Source organism: Pseudomonas sp. PAMC 29040, from assembly GCF_003994535.1.
Lineage (GTDB): Bacteria > Pseudomonadota > Gammaproteobacteria > Pseudomonadales > Pseudomonadaceae > Aquipseudomonas > Aquipseudomonas paraversuta.
Window position 1 is genome coordinate 124592 of sequence record NZ_RZAA01000006.1, and the last position, 22837, is coordinate 147428.

The 22837-nt window shown below is 60.1% G+C and carries 25 protein-coding genes; all 25 read left to right on the forward strand.

Annotated features, from left to right (window positions below; genetic code table 11):
* Window positions 1–21: 21 nt before the first annotated feature.
* On the forward strand, window positions 22–384 hold the full coding sequence (locus tag WG29040_RS12700) for an Hpt domain-containing protein (RefSeq protein ID WP_003441860.1): 363 nt from the start codon (window positions 22–24) through the stop codon (window positions 382–384).
* A 77-nt stretch (window positions 385–461) separates the two neighbouring features.
* Window positions 462–1733: a flagellar hook-length control protein FliK gene (locus WG29040_RS12705; protein WP_127196234.1), complete on the forward strand. Its 1272-nt coding sequence runs from the start codon at window positions 462–464 to the stop codon at window positions 1731–1733.
* Window positions 1734–1918: 185 nt separating this feature from the next.
* Window positions 1919–2410: a flagellar basal body-associated protein FliL gene (gene fliL, locus WG29040_RS12710; RefSeq protein ID WP_003441871.1), complete on the forward strand. Its 492-nt coding sequence runs from the start codon at window positions 1919–1921 to the stop codon at window positions 2408–2410.
* Between the two features lie 9 nt (window positions 2411–2419).
* Window positions 2420–3388 carry a flagellar motor switch protein FliM gene (gene fliM / locus WG29040_RS12715; protein ID WP_127196235.1) on the forward strand — a complete coding sequence of 323 codons (969 nt, stop codon included), beginning with the start codon at window positions 2420–2422 and terminating at the stop codon, window positions 3386–3388.
* 58 nt (window positions 3389–3446) lie between these two features.
* Window positions 3447–3911 (forward strand): flagellar motor switch protein FliN, encoded by a 465-nt coding sequence (gene fliN / locus WG29040_RS12720; RefSeq protein ID WP_003441873.1) that lies wholly within the window; start codon window positions 3447–3449, stop codon window positions 3909–3911.
* On the forward strand, window positions 3912–4352 hold the full coding sequence (gene fliO / locus WG29040_RS12725) for a flagellar biosynthetic protein FliO (protein WP_127196236.1): 441 nt from the start codon (window positions 3912–3914) through the stop codon (window positions 4350–4352).
* Window positions 4352–5095, forward strand: a complete 744-nt coding sequence (gene fliP, locus WG29040_RS12730; RefSeq protein ID WP_003441875.1) for a flagellar type III secretion system pore protein FliP — start codon at window positions 4352–4354, stop codon at window positions 5093–5095. Before fliO ends, fliP begins: the two co-directional genes overlap by 1 nt.
* A gap of 24 nt (window positions 5096–5119) precedes the next feature.
* On the forward strand, window positions 5120–5389 hold the full coding sequence (fliQ, locus tag WG29040_RS12735; RefSeq protein WP_003441876.1) for a flagellar biosynthesis protein FliQ: 270 nt from the start codon (window positions 5120–5122) through the stop codon (window positions 5387–5389).
* Window positions 5390–6172, forward strand: coding sequence for a flagellar biosynthetic protein FliR (fliR, locus tag WG29040_RS12740; RefSeq protein ID WP_003441877.1), 783 nt, complete (start codon window positions 5390–5392; stop codon window positions 6170–6172).
* 2 nt (window positions 6173–6174) lie between these two features.
* A complete protein-coding gene (gene flhB / locus WG29040_RS12745; protein ID WP_003441878.1) occupies window positions 6175–7311 on the forward strand; it encodes a flagellar biosynthesis protein FlhB in 1137 nt (378 codons plus the stop codon).
* A 72-nt stretch (window positions 7312–7383) separates the two neighbouring features.
* Entirely contained in the window at window positions 7384–7953 is a 570-nt protein-coding gene (locus tag WG29040_RS12750; RefSeq protein ID WP_010656434.1) for a hypothetical protein, read from the forward strand.
* 219 nt (window positions 7954–8172) lie between these two features.
* The gene (flhA, locus tag WG29040_RS12755) at window positions 8173–10302 is read left to right on the forward strand and encodes a flagellar biosynthesis protein FlhA (RefSeq protein WP_003441880.1); all 2130 of its coding nucleotides are present in this window, start codon (window positions 8173–8175) and stop codon (window positions 10300–10302) included.
* Between the two features lie 11 nt (window positions 10303–10313).
* Window positions 10314–11627, forward strand: a complete 1314-nt coding sequence (gene flhF, locus WG29040_RS12760) for a flagellar biosynthesis protein FlhF (RefSeq protein WP_003441881.1) — start codon at window positions 10314–10316, stop codon at window positions 11625–11627.
* A gap of 119 nt (window positions 11628–11746) precedes the next feature.
* Window positions 11747–12577: a flagellar synthesis regulator FleN gene (gene fleN / locus WG29040_RS12765; protein ID WP_003441882.1), complete on the forward strand. Its 831-nt coding sequence runs from the start codon at window positions 11747–11749 to the stop codon at window positions 12575–12577.
* Window positions 12574–13317: an RNA polymerase sigma factor FliA gene (fliA, locus tag WG29040_RS12770; RefSeq protein WP_232286857.1), complete on the forward strand. Its 744-nt coding sequence runs from the start codon at window positions 12574–12576 to the stop codon at window positions 13315–13317. Before fleN ends, fliA begins: the two co-directional genes overlap by 4 nt.
* A gap of 207 nt (window positions 13318–13524) precedes the next feature.
* A complete protein-coding gene (locus tag WG29040_RS12775) occupies window positions 13525–13896 on the forward strand; it encodes a chemotaxis response regulator CheY (protein WP_165439717.1) in 372 nt (123 codons plus the stop codon).
* A gap of 20 nt (window positions 13897–13916) precedes the next feature.
* The gene (locus WG29040_RS12780) at window positions 13917–14705 is read left to right on the forward strand and encodes a protein phosphatase CheZ (RefSeq protein WP_003441885.1); all 789 of its coding nucleotides are present in this window, start codon (window positions 13917–13919) and stop codon (window positions 14703–14705) included.
* A 70-nt stretch (window positions 14706–14775) separates the two neighbouring features.
* A complete protein-coding gene (locus tag WG29040_RS12785; protein WP_127196237.1) occupies window positions 14776–16950 on the forward strand; it encodes a chemotaxis protein CheA in 2175 nt (724 codons plus the stop codon).
* A 48-nt stretch (window positions 16951–16998) separates the two neighbouring features.
* Window positions 16999–18129 (forward strand): chemotaxis response regulator protein-glutamate methylesterase, encoded by a 1131-nt coding sequence (locus WG29040_RS12790; RefSeq protein WP_127196238.1) that lies wholly within the window; start codon window positions 16999–17001, stop codon window positions 18127–18129.
* Window positions 18129–18869 (forward strand): flagellar motor protein, encoded by a 741-nt coding sequence (locus tag WG29040_RS12795; RefSeq protein WP_010656431.1) that lies wholly within the window; start codon window positions 18129–18131, stop codon window positions 18867–18869. Before WG29040_RS12790 ends, WG29040_RS12795 begins: the two co-directional genes overlap by 1 nt.
* 2 nt (window positions 18870–18871) lie before the next feature.
* A complete protein-coding gene (gene motD / locus WG29040_RS12800) occupies window positions 18872–19762 on the forward strand; it encodes a flagellar motor protein MotD (protein ID WP_003441890.1) in 891 nt (296 codons plus the stop codon).
* Window positions 19763–19812: 50 nt separating this feature from the next.
* On the forward strand, window positions 19813–20601 hold the full coding sequence (locus WG29040_RS12805) for a ParA family protein (RefSeq protein WP_003441891.1): 789 nt from the start codon (window positions 19813–19815) through the stop codon (window positions 20599–20601).
* An 84-nt stretch (window positions 20602–20685) separates the two neighbouring features.
* Window positions 20686–21459, forward strand: coding sequence for a CheW domain-containing protein (locus tag WG29040_RS12810; RefSeq protein WP_010656430.1), 774 nt, complete (start codon window positions 20686–20688; stop codon window positions 21457–21459).
* A gap of 69 nt (window positions 21460–21528) precedes the next feature.
* Window positions 21529–22011, forward strand: coding sequence for a chemotaxis protein CheW (locus WG29040_RS12815; RefSeq protein ID WP_003441893.1), 483 nt, complete (start codon window positions 21529–21531; stop codon window positions 22009–22011).
* A complete protein-coding gene (locus tag WG29040_RS12820; protein WP_003441894.1) occupies window positions 22012–22404 on the forward strand; it encodes a DUF2802 domain-containing protein in 393 nt (130 codons plus the stop codon).
* The last annotated feature ends 433 nt before the right edge of the window (window positions 22405–22837 follow it).

Genomic DNA, 22837 nt, shown 5'->3' on the forward strand with positions numbered 1-22837 from the left:
TCTTGATCAAGGAGTGAACAAGTGTCCGACATTCATATGGATCCAAAGGTAGTCAGTGCGTTGCGGGACGTAATGGAAGGCGGGTTTGAGGATTTGCTCGACACCTTTCTTTCTGATTCCGAAGAGCGCCTGGATCAACTGCGCAGCACACACGAAGCCCACGACCTGAGTCTGGTCGCCCATAGCTTCAAAGGCAGTAGCAGCAACATGGGTGCCATTCGTTTGGCGCATCTGTGCGGCCTGCTTGAAGAGCGCGCGCAAAAGAAGCCGCTGGCCGGCATCAAGGAACTGGTCGTCAAAATCGACGATGAATACCAGATGGTGCGTCGTCTTTATCGTGCCGAGCGCCAGCGTTTCAATCCGTCGAACTTTGCCTCCGGCTGATTCGGCCAAAGCTGGCCCGAACCTTGCTCTGACTCATCCACCTGTACCTATGCCAGCCGTACAGTGGAGACCTGTTAATGCCCCTTGCCGCCAATCCCTTTCTTCAGACCTCCGGTACTGCTGCGTCCAAAACGCCTGCGGTCAAAACTCCCCTGTCTGGCACCGAGCCCGCTAAATCCGGAGCTGAACCCTTTTCCAGGGTGTATGCGAAAGCGTCTGAAACCAAGCCCTTGAGTCATGTGCGGGAACCCTCTGCGGGAGCGCTCGCCAGGCGTAATCAGGGCAGCGACCAGGCGTCTGAAAGACCGCCGGCGGTTGCCGATAGCGGCAAGACCTTGCCTGCTGGCAAGACCAAAGACACCGGCAGCGCAAGTCAGCAAGATGCCGCTGACGGGGTACGCGACGAGGCGACTGTGCCGGTGCAGGCAGTGGTAGCGCCGCCTGCGGCTGAAGCTGCAGTGCCGGTAGAGCCGGCGCAGCCCGAGGTGCAAGCCGCGCAACTGGCCGCTGCGGCGCAAGCACAGCTGCAGCCGCCACCGGTGGAGGATGACAGTTTCGATCCTGAGGCCGATCCCCTGGACGATATGCCTGCGGTGCGCCTGGCCATGGAGCAGGGCGGGCATGTCTCGGCCGGTAGCCAGACGCCGGGGAAAAATGCGGCACTGGAGAATTCCCCGGCCACTGTTCAGGGGCAAACCGCTGCGGTTGCCATACTGATCGACCCGAAAGCCGACGGTTCAGCGTCCGGCGAGGGGGGGGAGGAGGCATTCAAGGGGCTGCTCGATGATGGCCTCAAAGACCTGAAGAGCGCGTCCAGCGATACCCGGGTGGATGACTTCGCCAGTCGCCTGGCTGCACTCACCCAGGCGGCGGTACCCAAAACCGCCAATGCATTGCCGGTCAACCAGCCTTTGGCCATGCATCAGAGCGGCTGGACCGAAGAGGTGGTCAATCGTGTGATGTACCTGTCCAGCGCCAACCTGAAATCGGCAGATATCCAGTTGCAGCCGGCGGAGTTGGGGCGGCTGGATATCCGGGTCAACATCGCCCCCGACCAGAGCGCGCAGGTCAACTTCGTCAGTGCCCACGCCGGGGTGCGCGAGGCGCTGGACAACCAGATGCACCGCTTGCGTGAAATGTTCGCCCAGCAGGGCATGGGGCAGGTCGACGTCAACGTCTCGGACCAGTCGCGCAACTGGCAGGGGCAGGGCCAGGAGCAGCAGGCGCAGAACCCCTCTGGTGGTCACCGGCTTGAAGGTGCCGGCGAAGATGAGCCGGCAATCGCGGCCACCGGCAGCGTAGCGCCGAGTGTGGTTATCGGCTCCAGCGCGGTGGATTACTACGCCTGAGCCACAGCCTCGCTCCCCCTCTAGGGGCGAGCTTGCTCGCGGGTTTTTTCAATGTGCAGGCGAGCAGGCTCACGCCTGCACAGGTGTGCTCTTACAGTGTTCTGCCACATCCCGACACTTCTGGCATAACACTTGCTCTGCCTACCCAAGCATCTGTGAAAACCGAAAAGCGACGGATTATTGGCATGGCGACGAGCGACGTAGTGAAGGACCCTGCCGAGAAAGGCAAATTGAAGCTGATCATCCTGGTCGCAGTGGCAGTGTTGCTGGCGATCGGCCTGTCTGTGGGCGCCACCTGGTATTTCCTGAGCGGCCCCAAGAGCGAGTCCGCACCTGTGGTTGACGCAAACATCAAGCTCCCGGCGATTTATGAACCCATGGCGCCGGCCTTCGTGGTCAATTTCAACGCCAATGGCCGCCAGCGCTATATGCAAGTGAGCATGACCTTGCAGGCGCGCGACCAGAATGACCTCAACGCCCTCAAGGTGCATATGCCTGTGATCCGCAACAATCTGGTGATGCTGTTCTCCGGGCAAACCTTCGATGACCTGGCGACGCCGGTGGGGCAGGAAATACTTCGTCAGAAAGCTACTGCCAGCGTTCAGGAAGTGGCGCAGAAAGAACTCGGAAAAGTGGTTGTCGATCAGGTGCTCTTTACTAACTTTGTATTGCAGTAGGATCACGACATGGCCGTGCAAGACCTGCTGTCCCAGGATGAAATCGACGCGCTGTTGCATGGTGTCGATGATGGCCTGGTACAGGCCGAAGCAGCTGCCGAACCCGGCAGTGTCAAAAGTTACGACCTGACCAGTCAGGACCGGATTGTCCGGGGCCGCATGCCGACCCTGGAAATGATCAACGAGCGTTTTGCCCGTTACACCCGCATCAGCATGTTCAACATGCTGCGCCGCTCTGCGGACGTCGCAGTGGGCGGGGTACAGGTTATGAAATTCGGTGAATACGTGCACTCGCTGTACGTGCCCACCAGTCTCAACCTGGTCAAGATCAAGCCGTTGCGCGGCACTGCGCTGTTTATCCTCGATGCCAAGCTGGTGTTCAAGCTGGTGGACAACTTCTTCGGCGGTGACGGCCGTCACGCCAAGATCGAAGGCCGTGAATTCACCCCCACCGAACTGCGGGTGGTGCGCATGGTGCTGGAGCAGGCCTTCATCGATTTGAAGGAGGCCTGGCAGGCGATCATGGAAGTCAATTTCGAGTACATCAACTCGGAAGTGAACCCGGCAATGGCCAATATCGTCGGCCCCAGCGAAGCGATCGTGGTGTCAACCTTTCACATCGAGCTCGATGGCGGTGGCGGAGACCTGCACGTCACCATGCCGTACTCGATGATCGAGCCGGTACGCGAGATGCTCGATGCCGGTTTTCAGTCCGACCTCGACGATCAGGACGAACGCTGGAGCAAGGCTTTGCGCGAGGACGTGCTGGATGTCAGCGTGCCACTGAGCGCCACCGTGGCCCGCCGGCAATTGCGTCTGCGGGACATTTTGCACATGCAGCCGGGTGATGTGATTCCCGTCGAACTACAAGACGAACTAGTGATGCGCGCCAACGGCGTGCCTTCGTTCAAGGTCAAACTGGGCTCGCACAAAGGCAATCTGGCCTTGCAAGTGATTGAGCCCATCGGACGGCGCTAGGCGTCGGTCCACCCCAAATTGCTGTGTTAATGATTGACTGCTCGCCGAGGACTCCCCGATGGCTACCGAACACGATACAAGTGCTGCAGACCAGGCCCTGGCTGATGAATGGGCTGCGGCCCTGGAAGAAACCGGCGACGTCGGGCAGGCGGATATCGACGCCTTGCTGGCGGCCGATGCAGCCACCAAGCCGGCCTCCAGCCGCTTGCCAATGGAAGAGTTCGGCAGCGTGCCGCGCAATAACGAACCGGTCACCCTGGATGGTCCCAACCTGGATGTGATTCTGGATATTCCGGTTTCCATCTCCATGGAAGTGGGCAGCACCGACATCAACATCCGCAACCTGTTGCAACTCAATCAGGGTTCGGTCATCGAGCTTGATCGTCTGGCCGGCGAGCCGCTGGACGTGCTGGTCAACGGCACCCTGATTGCCCATGGTGAAGTGGTGGTGGTCAACGAAAAGTTCGGCATCCGCCTGACTGACGTGATCAGTCCAAGCGAACGCATCAAGAAGCTGCGTTAAGTGAAGCGGCTTCTCGGCGGTTTACTGGCTTTACCCCTGAGCGTGCTGGCGGCCGAGCCGCTGGCCAGCGCCACCCCTGTCGCTGCACCTGTGATCGGCAGTGGCATCGGCGGGCAGCTGACACAGCTGGTGATGGGTTTGTTGCTGGTGCTGGGGCTGATCTTTGCCCTGGCCTGGCTGCTGCGCCGGGTACAGCAAACCGGGTCGCGACAGGGGCAGGTGATTGAGTTGATCAGTTCGCGGGCCCTGGGTGCCCGCGACCGGCTGGTGCTGGTGCAAGTGGGCGAGGAGCAGATTCTGCTTGGCCTGACGCCCGGGCGTATCACCCCCTTGCACGTGCTCAAGGAGCCGGTGCAGGTGCCGGGTACCACGCAGTCGGCGACCCCCGAGTTTGCCAAACGATTGATGGAAGTATTGGGTCAGCAAAAGGACAAGCCGTAATGCGTTTAGTCGTCGCGCTGTTGTTGACGTTGCTCGCACCAGTAGCGTTCGGGGCCGATCCGCTGTCGATTCCGGCGATCACCCTGGGCACCGGGGCCAACGGCCAGCAAGAGTACTCGGTCAGCCTGCAAATTTTGCTGATCATGACCGCGCTGAGCTTTATTCCGGCGTTCGTCATGCTGATGACCAGCTTCACGCGGATCATCATTGTGTTTTCGATCCTGCGCCAGGCCCTGGGGCTGCAGCAAACGCCGTCGAACCAGATTCTCACCGGCATGGCGCTGTTCCTCACCATGTTCATCATGGCGCCGGTATTCGACAAGGTGAACCAGGACGCCTTGCAGCCTTACCTGGCAGAAAAACTCTCGGCCCAGGACGCCATTCTCAAGGCGCAAGTGCCGCTCAAGGACTTCATGCTGGCGCAAACCCGCACCAGCGACCTTGAACTGTTCATGCGCCTGTCCAAGCGCACCGACATCGCCACTCCGGATGCCGCGCCCCTGACCATTCTGGTGCCGGCCTTCGTCACCTCGGAGCTGAAAACCGCATTCCAGATCGGCTTCATGATCTTCATCCCGTTTTTGATCATCGACCTGGTGGTGGCCAGTGTGCTGATGGCCATGGGCATGATGATGCTCTCGCCGCTGATCATTTCGTTGCCGTTCAAAATCATGCTGTTCGTGCTGGTGGATGGCTGGGCGTTGATTATCGGCACCCTGGCCAGCAGTTTCGGCGGAGTTTGACCCCATGAGCGGGAGTAATGCGCAATGACCCCAGAAGTCGCGGTTGACCTGTTTCGCAGCGCGCTGTGGCTGACCACGGTGATGGTCGCGGTGCTGGTCGTGCCCAGTTTGCTGGTCGGGCTGTTGGTGGCCATGTTTCAGGCGGCTACCCAGATCAACGAGCAGACCCTGAGCTTCCTTCCGCGGTTGCTGGTGATGCTGGTCACCCTGATCGTTGCCGGGCCCTGGCTGGTGCAGACCTTTATGGAATACATCCTGCAGTTGTACGGCAGCATTCCGCAGTTGATCGGCTAAATGTCGCTGCTCGCTTTGACGGACGCGCAGATCAGCACCTGGGTCGCCAGCTTCATGCTGCCGCTGTTCCGGGTGGGCGCGTTGCTGACCACCATGCCGATCATCGGCACGACCCTGGTGCCCAAGCGCATCAAGCTGTTTCTGTCGCTGGCCATCACCCTGGCAATCCTGCCCAGCCTGCCGCCGCTGCCGGCCGTCAACCCGTTGGACCTCAGTGGCCTGATGCTGATTGCCGAGCAAATCATCATCGGCGCATTGCTGGGCTTCTCGCTGCAACTGTTTTTCCAGGCGTTCGTGGTGGCCGGGCAAATTGTCGCGATCCAGATGGGCATGGGCTTCGCGTCCATGGTCGACCCGGCCAACGGGGTCAACGTGGCGGTCATCGGGCAGTTCTTCACCATGCTCGTGACTTTGTTGTTTCTGTCCATGAACGGCCATCTGGTGGTCTTCGAGGTGCTCACCGAGAGCTTCACTACCTTGCCGGTGGGCGGTGGCTTGTTGACCAATCACTACTGGGAAATCGCCAACAAGCTGGGCTGGGTGCTGGGTGCCGCCTTGTTGCTGGTGCTGCCGGCCATTACTGCATTGCTGGTGGTCAACATCGCCTTTGGTGTGATGACCCGGGCGGCGCCGCAACTCAATATCTTCTCGATCGGTTTTCCGCTGACTCTGGTGCTGGGCATGGTGATCCTGTGGATCGGCCTGGCGGATATTCTCAATCAGTATCAACCGCTGGCCTCCGAGGCCTTGCAGTTTTTACGTGAGCTGGCACAGGCGCGATAGCCATGGCAGAAAGCGAGAGCGGTGCCGATAAAACAGAAGACCCCACGGAGAAACGAAAAAAGGACTCCAGGGAAAAGGGCGAGATCGCACGCTCCAAAGAGCTGAATACCCTGGCCATCATGCTGGCGGGTTCTATCGGACTGCTGATTTTTGGCGGCGCGCTGGCGCGGGACATGATGGATCTGATGCGCTACAACTTCAGCATCAGTCGCGAAACCCTGCTCAATCCCGATTCCATGGGCCTTTTTTTGCTGCACTCGGGCAAGGTTGCGCTGATTGCCGTGCAGCCGGTTCTGGTGACCTTGCTGATTGCTGCCCTGGTCGGGCCCATTGCCCTGGGGGGCTGGCTGTTCGCTGCCGGCAGCCTGGCGCCCAAGTTCAGCCGCATGAACCCCGCTGCCGGGATCAAGCGCATGTTCTCGGCCAAGGCGCTGGTGGAACTGCTGAAGGCGCTGGCCAAATTCTTCATCATCCTGATCGTGGCCTTGCTGGTGTTGCAGTCCGACATCGACGACCTGCTGCGAATCGCCCATGAGCCTTTGGAGCTGGCGGTAATCCACAGTGTGCAAGTGGTTGCCTGGAGTGCGCTGTGGATGGCCTGCGGGTTGATCCTGATTGCGGCGGTGGACGTTCCGGTGCAGCTGTGGGAAAGCCACAAAAAACTGCTCATGACCAAGCAGGAAGTGCGTGATGAGCACAAGGATCAGGAAGGTCGGCCCGAGGTCAAACAGCGGATTCGCCAACTGCAACGGGAAATGAGCCAGCGGCGCATGATGAGTGCCATTCCCGACGCCGACGTGATTATCACCAACCCGACGCACTACGCCGTGGCGTTGAAATACGATCCGGAGAAGGGCGCGGCGCCCATGCTGCTGGCCAAGGGCAGCGATTTTCTGGCACTCAAGATTCGCGAGATTGGTGCCAAGCATAATATTTTGCTGCTGGAGTCTCCGGCCCTGGCGCGCTCGATCTACCACTCCACGGAGCTGGATCAGGAGATTCCTGCCGGGTTGTATCTGGCCGTGGCCCAGGTTCTGGCCTATGTGTACCAGATACGCCAGTATCAGGCGGGCCGGGGCAAGCGCCCGGATCCGCTCAAGGATTTGCCGATTCCGGCGGATTTACGGCGTGATCAGTAGAGGCTTGCCCCAAACCTGCTTAACTTGGAATGCGATGTCTTTTTAGTTCGCGCGCAGGCAATGGAGAGTGCTATGCCGATTGAGTTAACCCTTATTCCTGAAAGTTCGATCAGAACCTATGCGCTAAGTGATTCGAGTGACATTGCTCACGTCGATCTCGAAGGGTTGTTTCCGAAATTCCCTGCTCTGGACGGCACCTTTGCCATTTTCTGGCTGGAACAATTGCAGGGGCGGCATATTGTCGGCTTCAGTACCGAGGGCTCGAACTTGCTGGCGGTGATCTCGTTGCCCACCGTGCCCCACGGCCTGGGCCGGGAGCAGTACTACGCCGGGATCATGGAGCGCTGCTACAAAGAGCGGGACTCCATCATGTCTTTTCTGCGCAAGTCGTTGAGTTTCGAAGGCATCAATGGCCGCTGCGTGCGCAGTTTCATCCTCTACAAGCTGATACGCCAGTTGCAGCTGGACAGCGTGCCGGTGTGGGAAGAGCGCCCGCACATCGGCGATGGGCGCTGTGGTGCGATTTTGATCGGTGGTCGCGGATCTGAGCGCTACGAGCCCAATCGCAAGCTGGATGTGGTATTCCGCTCCAGCAGCAGCGCGTGTCTGGTGATCGACCTTGGGGAGTGGCGCTGGAACTGAGTACCGGCGCCCCGTTTGACCCTAGGAGCGAGCTTTTCAATCTGCAGACAAACAGCTCGCGAGCAAGCTCGCTCCTGCAGGGTTATGTATATATGGCTGCCGCCCGGCAGCTCTGAAATATAGACATGGCCATTTGCCAAAGTTGGAAGGCTTCTTGCACAGGCAGGCTTTACGGCGCATATGGCGTCAAAAGTTTGCTAAAGGTTTGTCGCAATGTCATTGGATCGCTCTCAGTTAATCAACACCGCACGCAACGGTCTGGCCGGTTTGGGGCATGGACAGTTGGGCGTGCCGTTGTTATTGCTGGTGATGCTGGCAATGATGATGCTGCCAATCCCGGCCTTTCTGCTGGACGTGTTTTTCACCTTCAATATCGCGCTGTCGATTGTGGTGTTGCTGGTCTGTGTCTATGCCCTGCGGCCGCTGGATTTTGCCGTATTCCCCACCATTTTGCTGGTCGCCACGTTAATGCGTCTGGCGCTCAACGTGGCTTCGACCCGGGTGGTCATGCTTCACGGCCAGGAAGGCCACGGGGCCGCCGGCAAGGTGATTCAGGCCTTCGGTGAAGTGGTGATCGGCGGTAACTACGTAGTCGGTATCGTGGTGTTCGCGATTTTGATGATCATCAACTTCGTGGTGGTGACCAAGGGTGCCGGACGTATTTCCGAAGTGAGCGCCCGTTTCACCCTCGACGCCATGCCCGGCAAGCAAATGGCAATTGACGCCGATCTCAATGCCGGTCTTATCGATCAGCCCCAGGCCAAGCAGCGCCGTCAGGAAGTTGCCCAGGAGGCAGAGTTCTACGGCTCGATGGACGGCGCCAGCAAGTTCGTGCGCGGTGATGCCATCGCCGGCTTGCTGATTCTGTTCATCAACCTGATCGGTGGCATGGCCGTCGGTATTTTCCAGCACGGCATGACGTTCGGCGAGGCCGGCAAGGTCTACGCCTTGCTCACCATCGGTGACGGTTTGGTGGCGCAGTTGCCATCGCTGTTGCTGTCCACCGCTGCCGCGATCATGGTGACCCGCGCGTCCGGCTCCGAAGACATGGGCAAGCAGATCAATCGCCAGATGTTTGCCTCGCCCAAGGCGCTGGCGGTGTCGGCCGGTTTGATGGCGGTCATGGGGATCGTGCCGGGCATGCCGCACTTCTCCTTCCTGAGTCTGGCCGCCGTTGCGGGTGGCGTGGCCTATCTGATGTGGAAAAAGCAGAATGTGGTCAAGGTCCAGGCCCTGCAAGAGGTGCAGCGTCAGCAAGAGTTGCTGCCATCGCCGGCCCGTGCCCAGGAGAGCAAAGAGCTGGGCTGGGATGACGTAACGCCCATCGACATGATCGGGCTGGAAGTCGGCTATCGCCTGATCCCGCTGGTTGACCGCAATCAGGGCGGCCAGCTGCTGGCACGGATCAAGGGCGTGCGCAAAAAACTGTCCCAGGACCTGGGCTTTCTGATGCCCACCGTGCATATCCGCGACAACCTCGATCTGGCCCCCAGCGCCTATCGCCTGACCTTGATGGGGGTGATTCTGGCCGAGGCCGAGATCTACCCCGATCGCGAACTGGCGATCAACCCGGGGCAGGTGTTCGGCACACTTAACGGTATTACCACCAAAGATCCGGCCTTCGGTCTGGAAGCCGTGTGGATCGAGATCAGTCAGCGCAGTCAGGCGCAATCGCTGGGCTATACCGTAGTGGATGCCAGCACTGTAGTTGCGACCCACTTGAACCAGATCCTGTACAAGCACTCCCATGAACTGATCGGTCATGAAGAAGTGCAGCAGTTGATGCAGCTGCTGGCCAAGGCCTCGCCCAAATTGGCCGAAGAGCTGGTGCCGGGGGTGTTGAGCCTGTCGCAGTTGCTCAAGGTGTTGCAGGCCTTGTTGGCAGAACAGGTACCGGTACGCGACATTCGAAGCATTGCCGAAGCCGTCGCGAACAATGCCCATAAGAGTCAAGATACTGCCGCGCTGGTTGCTGCGGTCCGGGTCGGACTGTCCCGCGCAATCGTGCAAAGCATTGTAGGCGTTGACTCCGAGCTGCCTGTGATCACCTTGGAACCAAGGTTGGAACAAATATTGCTCAATAGTTTGCAAAAGGCCGGACAAGGCCAGGAAGAGGGCGTGTTGCTGGAGCCAAGCATGGCGGAAAAACTCCAGCGCTCGCTGATCGACGCCGCCCAGCGTCAGGAGATGCAAGGCAACCCGGTGATCTTGCTGGTGGCAGGCCCGGTACGTGCAATGCTTTCGCGGTTTGGACGCCTGGCGGTGCCTAACCTGCATGTGCTCTCGTACCAGGAAATTCCTGATAACAAGCAAGTCACGATTGTTGCGACAGTAGGCCCTAACGGCTGAGGGTTTGATTTATGCAAGTGAAGCGATTTTTCGCCGCCGACATGCGTCAGGCCATGAAGCTGATTCGTGATGAATTGGGGGCCGACGCCGCCATTATCGGTAACCGCCGGATCGCCGGTGGTGTGGAGTTGACTGCCGCCCTGGACTACAAACTGTCGGCGCTGGCACCGCGGGTACCGAATATGGAACTGGAAGAAGAGCTGCGCAAAACCCAGTCCAGCATTGTTTCGGCCCGGGCCGAACTGAGTTTGCGCGGGGATGGCGATGCCGATGTCAGCCGCCAGTTGTTTGCCGGTCTGCCGCTGACCGCCGCCGAGCCGTTGACCGAGCCGGCGCCGCAGGAACCGGCGCGTCCTGCTCCTGTGGCCGCGCCCTCGATGGACCAGCGCGCCTTTGACAACATGCGCTCGGAACTCAATGTGCTGCGCGAACTGCTCGAAGTGCAGTTGGGCTCGCTGGCCTGGAACCAGTTGCAGGCCGCCAAGCCTGCACAAGCCAATTTGTGGCGCCGTTTACAGCGCATTGGCTTGTCCGGGCCGCTGTCGCGGGATCTGCTGGCGCAAGTGGCTGGAATTGAAGAACCGCGTCAGGCGTGGCGGATGTTGCTGGCCCACCTGGCGCGAATGATCGCGACCCCGGAGCTTGAACCGCTGGAAGAGGGCGGTGTGATTGCCATGGTGGGGCCTGCGGGCATGGGCAAAACCACTACCCTGGCCAAGCTGGCAGCGCGTTACGTCCTCAAGTACGGCGCGCAAAATATTGCCCTGGTGAGCATGGACAGCTTTCGTATCGGCGCCCAGGAACAACTGAAGACCCTGGGCCGAATTCTCAATGTACCCGTGACCCACGTTGCGCCTGGCCAGTCGTTGGGCCAGACCCTTGAGCCGCTGGTACGCAAGCGCGTGGTGCTGGTGGATACCGCCGGCCTGCAGGCCAGCGATCCGGCACTGCGCCTGCAGCTTGAAAGTCTTGCGGGGCGCGGGATCAAGGCACGCAACTATCTGGTACTGGCGACCACCAGTCAGAAACAGGTGTTGACGGCGGCTTACCTCAGTTACAAACGATGCGGGCTGGCCGGTTGCATTCTGACCAAGCTGGATGAAACCGCGAGTCTGGGGGAGGTGCTGAGCCTGGCGATCCAGCACGGGCTGCCGGTGGCTTACCTCACGGATGGTCCGCGGATCCCCGATGATCTTCACTTGCCCCGTCGTCACCAGTTGGTGAGCCGGGCCGTGAGTGTGCAAATGCAGGAAGAACCCAGTGAAGAGGCCATGGCCGACATGTTCGCTGATATCTATCAAAGCCCTCCCAAACAGGTCGGCTGAGGTACTCAAGGTTACGTAGCAATGTACCTACATCGATGGTCTGCAAGGTGTTGTGCCAGTGGGGCACGTGCAGCCAACCTTTGTAGCCGCGTCTAAGAAAGACAAGGTAAAAAATGATCATGGGCAGCATGCATCCCGTACAGGTGATCGCAGTGACCGGCGGCAAGGGTGGCGTCGGTAAAACTAACGTGTCAGTCAACTTGTCTATCGCGCTTGCCGAAATGGGCAGACGCGTCATGTTGATGGATGCCGACCTGGGCCTGGCAAACGTCGATGTGCTGCTCGGGCTGACCCCCAAGTACACCCTGGCCGATGTGGTCGAGGGTCGTTGCGAGCTGCGCGACGTACTGCTCCAGGGCCCTGGCGGGATCAGGATCGTACCGGCGGCGTCGGGCACCCAGAGCATGGTCAACCTGAGCCCGGCCCAGCATGCCGGTTTGATCCAGGCCTTCAGTGACCTGGGCGATAACCTCGACGTGCTGGTGATCGATACCGCAGCCGGGATCGGCGACTCAGTGGTGAGTTTTGTGCGCGCCGCCCAGGAAGTCCTGCTGGTGGTGTGTGACGAACCGACTTCGATCACCGATGCCTACGCGCTGATCAAGCTGCTGAACCGCGATTTCGGGATGAACCGGTTCCGGGTGCTGGCCAACATGGCCCAGAGCCCGCAGGAAGGGCGCAATCTGTTCGCCAAACTGACCAAGGTTACCGACCGTTTTCTGGATGTCGCCCTGCAATACGTGGGCGCCGTGCCCTACGACGAGAGTGTGCGCAAGGCGGTGCAAAAACAGCGCGCCGTGTACGAGGCATTTCCGCGTTCCAAGTGCTCCCTGGCGTTCAAGGCCATCGCCCAGAAAGTTGACACCTGGCCGCTGCCGGCCAATCCCCGGGGGCATCTGGAGTTCTTTGTCGAGCGCCTGGTGCAACAGGCAGGCGGAGGGCGTCCCTGATGACCGCCAGCGGCTATCGCATGTACAGCAAAGCGTCGCGTGACAGCCAGTATGAGCTGATCGAACGCTACGCACCGTTGGTCAAGCGTATCGCCTATCACCTGTTGGCGCGTTTGCCCGCCAGCGTGCAGGTGGACGACCTGATCCAGGCCGGGATGATCGGCCTGCTCGAAGTGTCGACCAAATACGACGCGACCAAGGGCGCGAGTTTCGAGACCTACGCCGGTATCCGCATTCGTGGTGCGATGCTCGATGAAGTGCGCAAGGGCGACTGGGCGCCGCGCTCGGTGCACCGCAATACCCGCATGGTCAGTGACGCAATTCGGGTAATTGAAGCAAAAACCGGTTGTGACGCTAAAGATCACGAGGTTGCGGCCGAACTCCAGTTAAGCCTTGATGATTATTACGCCATTTTGAATGACACCCTGGGCAGCCGCCTGTTCAGTTTCGACGACCTGTTGCAGGACGGCGAGCACGAAGGGTTGCATGAGGATGGTGCCAGTGCTCACCCGGAACCCTCGCGGGACCTGGAAGATGAACGCTTCCAGACAGCACTGGCCGACGCGATCAGCCTGTTGCCGGAGCGTGAGCGACTGGTCCTGGCGCTGTATTACGACGAAGAACTGAACCTCAAGGAAATCGGCGAGGTGCTGGGGGTCAGCGAATCCCGTGTCAGCCAGCTGCACAGCCAGTGCGCCGCCCGACTGCGGGCACGCCTGGGGCAGTGGCGGGCGAACTGAAAACAGCGGGCAATCGCTGATTCATTGTGGGAGCGGGCTTGCCCGCGATGGGCGCGACGCGGTGGATCAGTTAACCGGCGTTGCCTGCATCGCGTCAGGCCCGCTCCCACAGTTGATTTATGGCGTGTGCGAAATCGAATTGATTGAATGGCGCGTCCAGAGACTGAACGCGTTTAAGACTGCTTGGAGGTCGAATTGGACAAGAACATGAAGATCCTCATCGTTGATGATTTCTCAACGATGCGACGGATCATTAAAAATCTGTTGCGTGACCTCGGGTTCACCAACACGGTGGAGGCGGACGACGGCACCACGGCGTTGCCGATCCTCAACCAGGGGCACATCGACTTTCTGGTGACGGACTGGAACATGCCGGGCATGACCGGTATCGAGTTGTTGCGCCATGTGCGTGCCGACGAAAAACTCAAGCACCTGCCCGTGCTGATGGTGACCGCTGAAGCCAAGCGCGAACAAATCATCGAGGCGGCCCAGGCCGGGGTCAACGGCTATGTGGTCAAGCCGTTCACGGCCCTTGCACTCAAAGACAAGATCGAAAAAATCTTTGATCGCATCGGTTGAACGGTTTCCCGGGGGGCGCTATGGAGCATCAAGAAGCGACACAGGGCGAGTTTGAGTCGACCCTGAAAAAACATGCCCGCGAATTGGTCGACAGCCTTGAGAAAGGCAAGTTTGGCGACGCCGTGCAACTGATTCATGAACTGAACCAGACTCGCGATCGCGGCCTGTACCAGGAAGTCGGCAAGCTGACCCGTGAGTTGCACAGCTCGATTGTCAACTTTCACATCGATCCGAACATGCCGCGCGCTGAAGAAGTGTCGCAGATCACCGATGCAGCCGAGCGTTTGGCTTATGTTGTGAAGCTCACGGAAGCTGCGGCGAATCGAACCATGGATCTGGTAGAAAACAGCACGCCGCTGGTCAATGGCCTGGGCAGCGAGGCTAAAGCCCTGAGCGCAGACTGGGGCCGCTTTATGCGGCGCGAAGTAGGCGCCGAGGAGTTTCGCGAACTGGCGCGGCGGGTTGACAGTTTTTTGACGCGCAGCGAAGCCGACAACCATGTGGTGTCCGCCAACCTCACTGACATATTGCTCGCCCAGGATTACCAGGACCTCACCGGTCAGGTGATCAAGCGTGTCACCCAGCTGGTGACCGATGTGGAAAGCAATTTGCTCAAGCTGGTGCTGATGGCCAGTCAGGTCGATCGCTTTGCCGGGATCGAACACGACCGTGCGGCACTGCTCGCAGAAAATAATTCGCAAAAAAACCTGACTAAGGGTGAAGGTCCGCAGATTCATGCCGATAAACGTGATGATGTCGTGTCCGGCCAGGATGATGTAGACGATTTGCTTTCCAGTTTAGGTTTCTAGGTACTGAGTAGGCGCGCGGTAAGGGTTACCCGTCCCGGCGTCGAAAGGTCCTACTTCAAGGAGCACGTACATGAGCTTCGGCGCCGATGAAGAAATCCTTCAGGATTTCCTGGTTGAAGCCGGCGAGATTCTAGAGCTGCTGTCCGAACAGCTGGTCGAGCTTGAAAGCCGACCGGATGATGCGGACTTGCTCAATGCAATTTTTCGCGGTTTTCACACTGTAAAAGGGGGCGCCGGCTTCCTCCAGCTCCACGAGCTGGTGGAGTGCTGCCACATCGCCGAGAACGTTTTCGACATCCTGCGCAAGGGTGAGCGTGGCGTCGACTCGGAATTGATGGACGTGGTTCTTGAGGCCCTGGACGCGGTCAACGCCATGTTTACCCAGGTGCGCGAGCGCCGCCCGGTTACGCCGGCAACCCCGCAGCTGCTGGCGGCGCTGGCACGTCTGGCCGAGCCAGCTTCGGTGCCGACAGTCGCCGTTGCGGTGGCGGTCGCCGAACCTGTGGCCGGCGACAGCAGCGATATCACCGATGACGAATTTGAACTGCTGCTGGACTCCCTGAATGCAGTCAAGGCTGCTGCTGCCGAGCCCGTGCAGGCAGTTGCAGCGCCTGCAGGCAGTGATGAAATCAGCGATGCCGAATTCGAGTCGCTGCTCGACCAGTTGCACGGCAAGGGGCAGTTTCGCCCCGACACGGCCTCCAGCGTGGCGCCAGAGTCGGCACCTGTGATGACAGAGTCGGTGAGCAATGAAATCACCGACGACGAATTCGAAGCCTTGCTTGATCAGTTGCATGGCAAAGGTTCATTCAATACCGATGCGCTGGGCGCAGCCCCGGTTGTGCCGGCAGACCAGGCTGGTGAGCCTGTCAGCCCGGATCACATCAGCGATCACGAATTTGAAGCACTGCTCGATGAGCTGCACGGCAAGGGCCAGTTTTCTGTCCAGAGCCCTGCGGTTGCAGCCGTTGTTGCGGCCCCGGCTCCAGCGCCGGTAGCCAGTGCGCCCGAAGCCGCCCGTGCAGTGGCCCCCCGGGCCCCGGCTGCCAGCGCCGACAAGCCCCAGGCTTCTGAGGCCGAGACCACGGTGCGGGTTGATACTGCGCGGCTGGACGACATCATGAACATGGTCGGCGAGCTGGTGCTGGTGCGTAACCGTCTGGTGCGCCTGGGCCTCAACAGCCACGACGAAGCGATGGCCAAGGCATTGTCCAACCTCGACGTGGTGACCGCCGACCTGCAGACCGCGGTCATGAAGACCCGGATGCAGCCGATCAAAAAAGTCTTCGGCCGTTTTCCGCGTCTGGTGCGCGATCTGGCGCGCCAGTTGAAAAAAGAAATCAGCCTGGAGCTGGTGGGCGAAGAAACCGACCTCGACAAGAATCTGGTCGAGGCACTGGCCGATCCGCTGGTGCATTTGGTGCGCAACGCGGTTGACCACGGGTGTGAAACCCCCGAAGAGCGCGAAGCAGCCGGTAAACCGCGCTGCGGCAGGGTAATTTTGTCGGCCGAGCAAGAAGGCGACCATATCCTGCTGTCGATCTCCGATGACGGCAAAGGCATGGACGCCAATGTGCTGCGCGCCATTGCAGTGAAAAAAGGGCTGATGGACAAGGATGCAGCCGATCGCCTGAGCGAAAACGATTGCTACAACCTGATTTTTGCCCCGGGCTTCTCCACCAAAACCGAGATTTCCGATGTGTCCGGGCGTGGCGTGGGCATGGATGTGGTGAAAACCAAGATCGCCCAGCTCAATGGCTCGCTGAGCATTGAGTCGACCCTGGGTCGCGGTTCGAAAATCGTGATCAAGGTGCCGCTGACCCTGGCCATCATGCCGACCCTGATGGTGATGCTGGGCAATCAGGCGTTTGCGTTCCCGCTGGTCAACGTCAACGAAATTTTCCACCTCGACCTGTCGCGCACCAATGTGGTCGACGGCCAGGAAGTGGTGATCGTGCGGGACAAGGCGTTGCCATTGTTCTACCTCAAGCGCTGGCTGGTGGCCTCGGCGGCCCATGAAGAGCAGCGCGAAGGGCATGTGGTGATTCTTTCGGTGGGCACCCAGCGCATCGGCTTTGTGGTCGATCAACTGGTGGGCCAGGAAGAAGTGGTGATCAAGCCGTTGGGCAAAATGCTCCAGGGCACGCCAGGCATGTCGGGCGCCACCATCACCGGTGACGGCCGTATTGCCCTGATCCTGGATGTTCCGAGCATGCTCAAGCACTACGCTTCGCGGCGTATTTGATTCTGGTGGCACCGGCGGTTGCACCTCATACCGCCTAACGGAGTGTTTATGGTAGTCAAGGTCCTGGTGGTGGATGATTCCGGTTTTTTCCGCCGCCGCGTCTCGGAAATTCTGTCGGCTGATCCAACAATTCAAGTGATCGGTACCGCCACCAACGGCAAGGAGGCGATTGATCAGACGCTGGCGCTCAAGCCCGATGTGATCACCATGGACTACGAGATGCCGTTGATGGATGGCATTACGGCGGTGCGCCATATCATGCAGCGCTGTCCGACTCCGGTACTGATGTTCTCTTCGCTGACCCACGAAGGCGCCCGGGTCACCCTGGATGCGCTGGACGCCGGGGCGGTGGATTTCCTGCCGAAAAACTTTGAAGACATCTCGCGTAATCCGGACAAGGTCAAACAATTGCTGTGCGAAAAGGTGCACAGCATCTCCCGCAGCAACCGTCGCTTGTCCGGCTACAGCGCACCAGCCCCCGGCATACCGGCGCCTGTTGTCAGCCGGCCGGCAGCGGGCGGTTTTGCGCCGCCTGCAGCCATCCCGGCTCCGGCACGCACCACGCCGATTGCCAGTCGTACGGCCGCGCCAGCGACGTCCCCCGGGCCAAAGCGCAAAGCCTACAAACTGGTGGCCATCGGCACCTCAACTGGCGGTCCGGTGGCCTTGCAACGGGTCCTGACCCAGTTGCCGGGAAATTTCCCGGCGCCGATCGTACTGGTCCAGCATATGCCAGCGGCTTTTACCAAAGCCTTTGCCGAGCGTCTGGACAAGCTGTGCCGGATCAGCGTCAAGGAAGCCGAAGACGGCGATATCTTGCGCCCCGGCCTGGCGTTGCTGGCTCCGGGCGGCAAGCAGATGATGATTGACGGGCGTGGCGCGGTAAGAATCCTGCCAGGCGATGAACGTCTGAACTACAAACCGTGCGTGGATATCACCTTCGGTTCAGCTGCCAAGTCCTACGGCGACAAAGTTTTGGCGGTGGTATTGACCGGCATGGGCGCGGATGGCCGTGAAGGTGCACGTTTGCTCAAGCAGGGCGGCAGTACGGTGTGGGCCCAGGACGAGGCCAGCTGTGTGATTTACGGCATGCCCATGGCCATCGTCAAAGCCAACCTGGCGGATGCGGTGTACAGCCTCGATGATGTCGGCCGGTACCTGGTGGAGGCCTGTCACTGATGGATGTGCTCAGTCTGATCGGCATCATCATGGCCTTTGTCGCGATTATCGGCGGCAACTACCTGGAAGGGGGCCATCTGGGCGCCCTGGTCAATGGCCCGGCGGCCTTGATTGTGGTGGGCGGTACAGTGGGCGCGGCGTTGCTGCAGTCGCCCGTGAGTGCGTTCAAGCGGGCGATGCAAACCCTGGTCTGGATTATCTTTCCGCCGCGCATCGATATGGCTGCCGGCATCGACCAGGTCGTCAACTGGAGCCTTACCGCACGCAAGGAGGGCCTGCTGGGCCTTGAAAGCGTGGCCGATGCCGAGCCCGACAGCTATTCGCGCAAAGGTCTGCAGTTGCTGGTGGACGGCGCTGAGCCCGAAGCCATCCGCAGTGTGCTGGAGGTCGATTACATGACCCGGGAAAGTCGCGATATCGAGGCCGCCAAAGTCTTTGAAAGCATGGGCGGCTATGCGCCGACCATCGGCATCATCGGTGCAGTGATGGGCCTGATCCACGTGATGGGCAATCTGGCCGACCCGGCGCAACTGGGCAGCGGCATTGCCGTGGCGTTTGTGGCGACCATTTACGGGGTGGCCAGTGCCAACCTGTTGCTGTTGCCCATTGCCAGCAAACTCAAGGCGATTGCCCTGCGCCAGTCGCTGTACCGCGAGATGATGCTCGAAGGCATCCTGTCGATTGCCGAAGGCGAAAACCCGCGCTCCATCGAACTCAAGCTCCAGGGCTTTGTGGGTTAACTATGAGTCGCCGCCGCCGCTCCGCCGATGAGCACGTCAATCATGAACGCTGGCTGGTGTCCTACGCGGATTTCATTACGCTGCTGTTTGCCTTTTTTGTGGTCATGTACTCGATTTCATCGATCAACGAAGGCAAGTACAAGGTGATTTCCCAGGCCCTGGTCGGGGTTTTCAATGACAGCGAGCGCAGCGTCAAGCCAATCCCTGTCGGCGATGAGCGGCCACTGACGACGACCCCGGCAGAGCCGTTGATCAAAGACAGCGAACACACCGACGCCGGTCTGGGGCAGTCTCCTGATGATCCGCTTAAAACCATTGCCGATGACATCACCACCGCCTTCGGCGACTTGATCGCGTCCAGACAATTGACGGTGCGCGGTAACGAGTTGTGGGTCGAGATCGAACTCAATTCCAGCCTGTTGTTCGGCAGCGGCGACGCCATGCCCAGCAATATGGCGTTCAGTATCATCGACAAGGTGGCGGCGATCCTCAAACCCTTCGACAACCCGATTCACGTCGAGGGCTTTACCGACGATTTGCCGATACGTACCGCGCAGTATCCGACCAACTGGGAGCTGTCGTCGGCACGCTCGGCGAGCATCGTGCGCATGCTGGCGATGCAGGGGGTCAACCCCGGGCGCATGGCGTCGGTGGGCTACGGCGAGTTTCAACCGGTGGCCAATAACGCCACGCCTGAGGGGCGCGCCCTCAATCGCCGGGTGGTACTGGTGGTGTCGCGCAATCTGGAAGTAAGGCGCAGCCTGACCGGCGTGGGCACCGCTCACGCAACACCGGATGCCGCCCTGAAGCGGGCTGGCACACAAACTGCACCGCCTCCAACAAAGCCGCCGGTTCGTGGGAATGCCGTCAATTCCCCGTCACCGCTCCTATAAGTGCATGTCAATTCTCGGCCGGCACGTCCGCAGCCGGGAGGAACAACAAAATGAGAGTCTGGGCAGTAGCCAATCAAAAAGGTGGAGTCGGTAAGACCACCACATCCATCGCTCTGGCCGGTTTGCTGGCTGAGGCGGGCAAGCGCGTGGTGGTGGTCGACCTCGACCCGCACGGTTCCATGACCAGCTATTTCGGTTACGACCCGGACGCCCTCGAGCACAGCGTTTACGACTTGTTTTTGCACCAGGGCCAGGTGCCGCAAGGCCTGGCTGCGCAATTACTGCTGTCCACCAGCCATCCGAACATTGCCTTGTTGCCAGCCACCACTGCGCTGGCAACCCTGGAGCGTCAGGCTCCGGGGCAGAGCGGCCTGGGTCTGGTCATCGCCCGCAGTCTGGCGCAGCTGTGGCAGGATTATGACTACGCCATCATCGACAGTCCGCCGATCCTGGGGGTGCTGATGGTCAATGCATTGGCGGCTAGCCAGCAGTTGATCATCCCGGTGCAAACCGAGCATCTGGCCCTCAAGGGCCTGGAACGCATGGTTCACACCCTGCGCATGATCAACCGCTCGCGCCAGCAGGAACTGCCGTTCTGCATCGTGCCGACCTTGTTCGACCGCCGTACCCAGGCCTCGATGAGCACCTTGCGGGTTTTGCGCGATGTGTACCCCGACACCCTGTGGCAGGGCTTTGTCCCGGTGGACACGCGTTTGCGTGATGCCAGCCGGGCAGGGCAGACGCCCTCGCAGTTCGATGAAAAAAGCCGTGGGGTGATCGCCTATCGCGCCTTGCTCAAGCATGTATTGACCCGCCAGCTCGCGCCGCAGGCGGTCTGAGGTGCGCGTGCATTCAAGTAGCCGCCGGGTGCGGCCGATAACGTCTCAAGGCCTCAGTCGCGAGGCAGTTGAGTGGGGCACTTTATGAAACAGGCGACAGCGCTTTCCCACGGCCCGCAATTGGCTTTGCAGTCCTATCTCGACGACTTGCTGTTCGATGCCACAGAAGGGTTGCAGCAGGTTGAACCACAGCCGGACGAGCTGTCCGCAGTTGCCCTTGACGGGCAGGTGCAGGCTGAAGAACCGGCGGTTGCCATGCCGCTGGAGCTGGCAGACGTGGGGGTGGCCACCGAAGCGTTCGCCCATCCTCTGGTGCAGGTGCACCGACCGCGCGCCGCGGCGGCTCCATTGCCGGCGCAGACCGACGGCCGCCCGGCCTGGGCCGACGAGCCTTTCGAATGTCTGCTGTTTGACGTGGCCGGGCTGACGCTGGCGGTGCCGCTGGTGTGCCTGGGCTCGATTTATTCACTGCAGGGGCGGGAATTGACTCCCCTGTTCGGTCAGCCGGAGTGGTTCCTGGGCATTCTGCCGAGCCACAGTGGCAACCTCAATGTGCTGGACACCGCGCGCTGGGTAATGCCCGACCGCTATCGCGATGATTTTCGCGAGGGCCTGCAATACGTTATTTCGGTCCAGGGTTACGACTGGGGGCTGGCCGTGCATCAAGTCAGCCGCTCACTGCGCCTGGACCCCGAACAGATCAAATGGCGGACCCGGCGCGGGCAGCGACCGTGGCTGGCGGGCACTGTGATTGAACACATGTGTGCGCTGCTGGACGTGGCGCAGCTGGCAGAGTTGATCAGCAGTGGCGCGGTCAAGCACATGGCCAGTGCCGCCGCCGGGGCAACCGACAAATAAACCACCGGGCCTTTGGCCGCGGTCAGACAGTACACACCGCATCGACGGTATTTCTTCAGGGGTTTGGGTATGAGCAAGGCAGCGGCACAACAGAGCAGCGAAGATCCGATCCTGCAGTGGGTCACCTTCAAGCTGGACAACGAGACCTACGGCATCAACGTCATGCAGGTGCAGGAAGTACTGCGTTATACCGAAATCGCCCCGGTTCCTGGTGCGCCGTCTTACGTGCTGGGCATCATTAACCTGCGCGGCAATGTGGTGACGGTGATAGACACGCGTCAGCGTTTTGGCTTGCAGGGTGCCGAGATTACTGACAACTCGCGGATCGTCATCATCGAAGCCGACAAGCAAGTGGTGGGGATTCTGGTCGACAGCGTGGCGGAAGTGGTTTACCTGCGTCAGTCTGAAATCGAAACGGCGCCCAATGTGGGCAATGACGAGTCGGCAAAATTTATCCAGGGTGTGTGCAACAAGAACGGGGAGCTGCTGATTCTGGTTGAGCTGGACAAGATGATGACCGAAGAAGAGTGGTCGGACCTGGAGAACATCTGATTGATCCTTGAGGCGGCGGTAATCGTCCTGGGCCTGCTCTGGGTGGCGACACTGTGGGTGCTGGTGACCTATATCCGCCGCCAGCGCGTGAGTGCCGCACAGCAGGCGGGGGCGGACGAACTGCGTGACCGGCGCCTCAAGGAACTGACCCGGCGGCTGGACACCTACCAGAACGGCAGTGTGCAGATGGGCGAAGACCTGCACGAACTGCGCGCCGTGGTAGCGCCGCTGCCCGAGAAGCTGACCCAGCTGGAACAGCGCGACCCCACCAGCCTGTCGTTCAACCAGGCCGCGCGTCTGGTGGGCATGGGTGCCAGCGTTGACGAACTGACCCAGTCCTGCGGCCTGACCCAGGCCGAGGCCGAGTTGATGAGCAAGATGCATAAAGGCTGAACCGCCATACCCTGTAGGAGCGAGCTTGTCTCGCGAGCTCTTTGCGGTTTTGCTGAAAAGCTCGCGAGACAAGCTCGCTCCTACAGGTGCAATTGCAGCCTCCTGCAAGGGGTACCTGCCGGCCTGGACGGTGAAGTCTGCGATCTGCCGCATTTCTGCACAGCACAACCCCTGTAGGAGCGAGCTTGCTCGCGAGCTCTTGGGGTTTGGTTGAAAAGCTCGCGAGACAAGCTCGCTCCTACAGATGCGGTTGCTACCTCCTGCATGGGGTGCCTGCCGGCCTGGACGGTGAAGTCTGCAATCTCCCGCATTTCTGCACTGCACAACCCCTGTAGGAGCGAGCTTGCTCGCGAGCTCTTTGCGGCTTGGTTGAAAAGCTCGCGAGCAAGCTCGCTCCTACAGGTGCGGTTGCTACCTCCTGCATGGGGTGCCT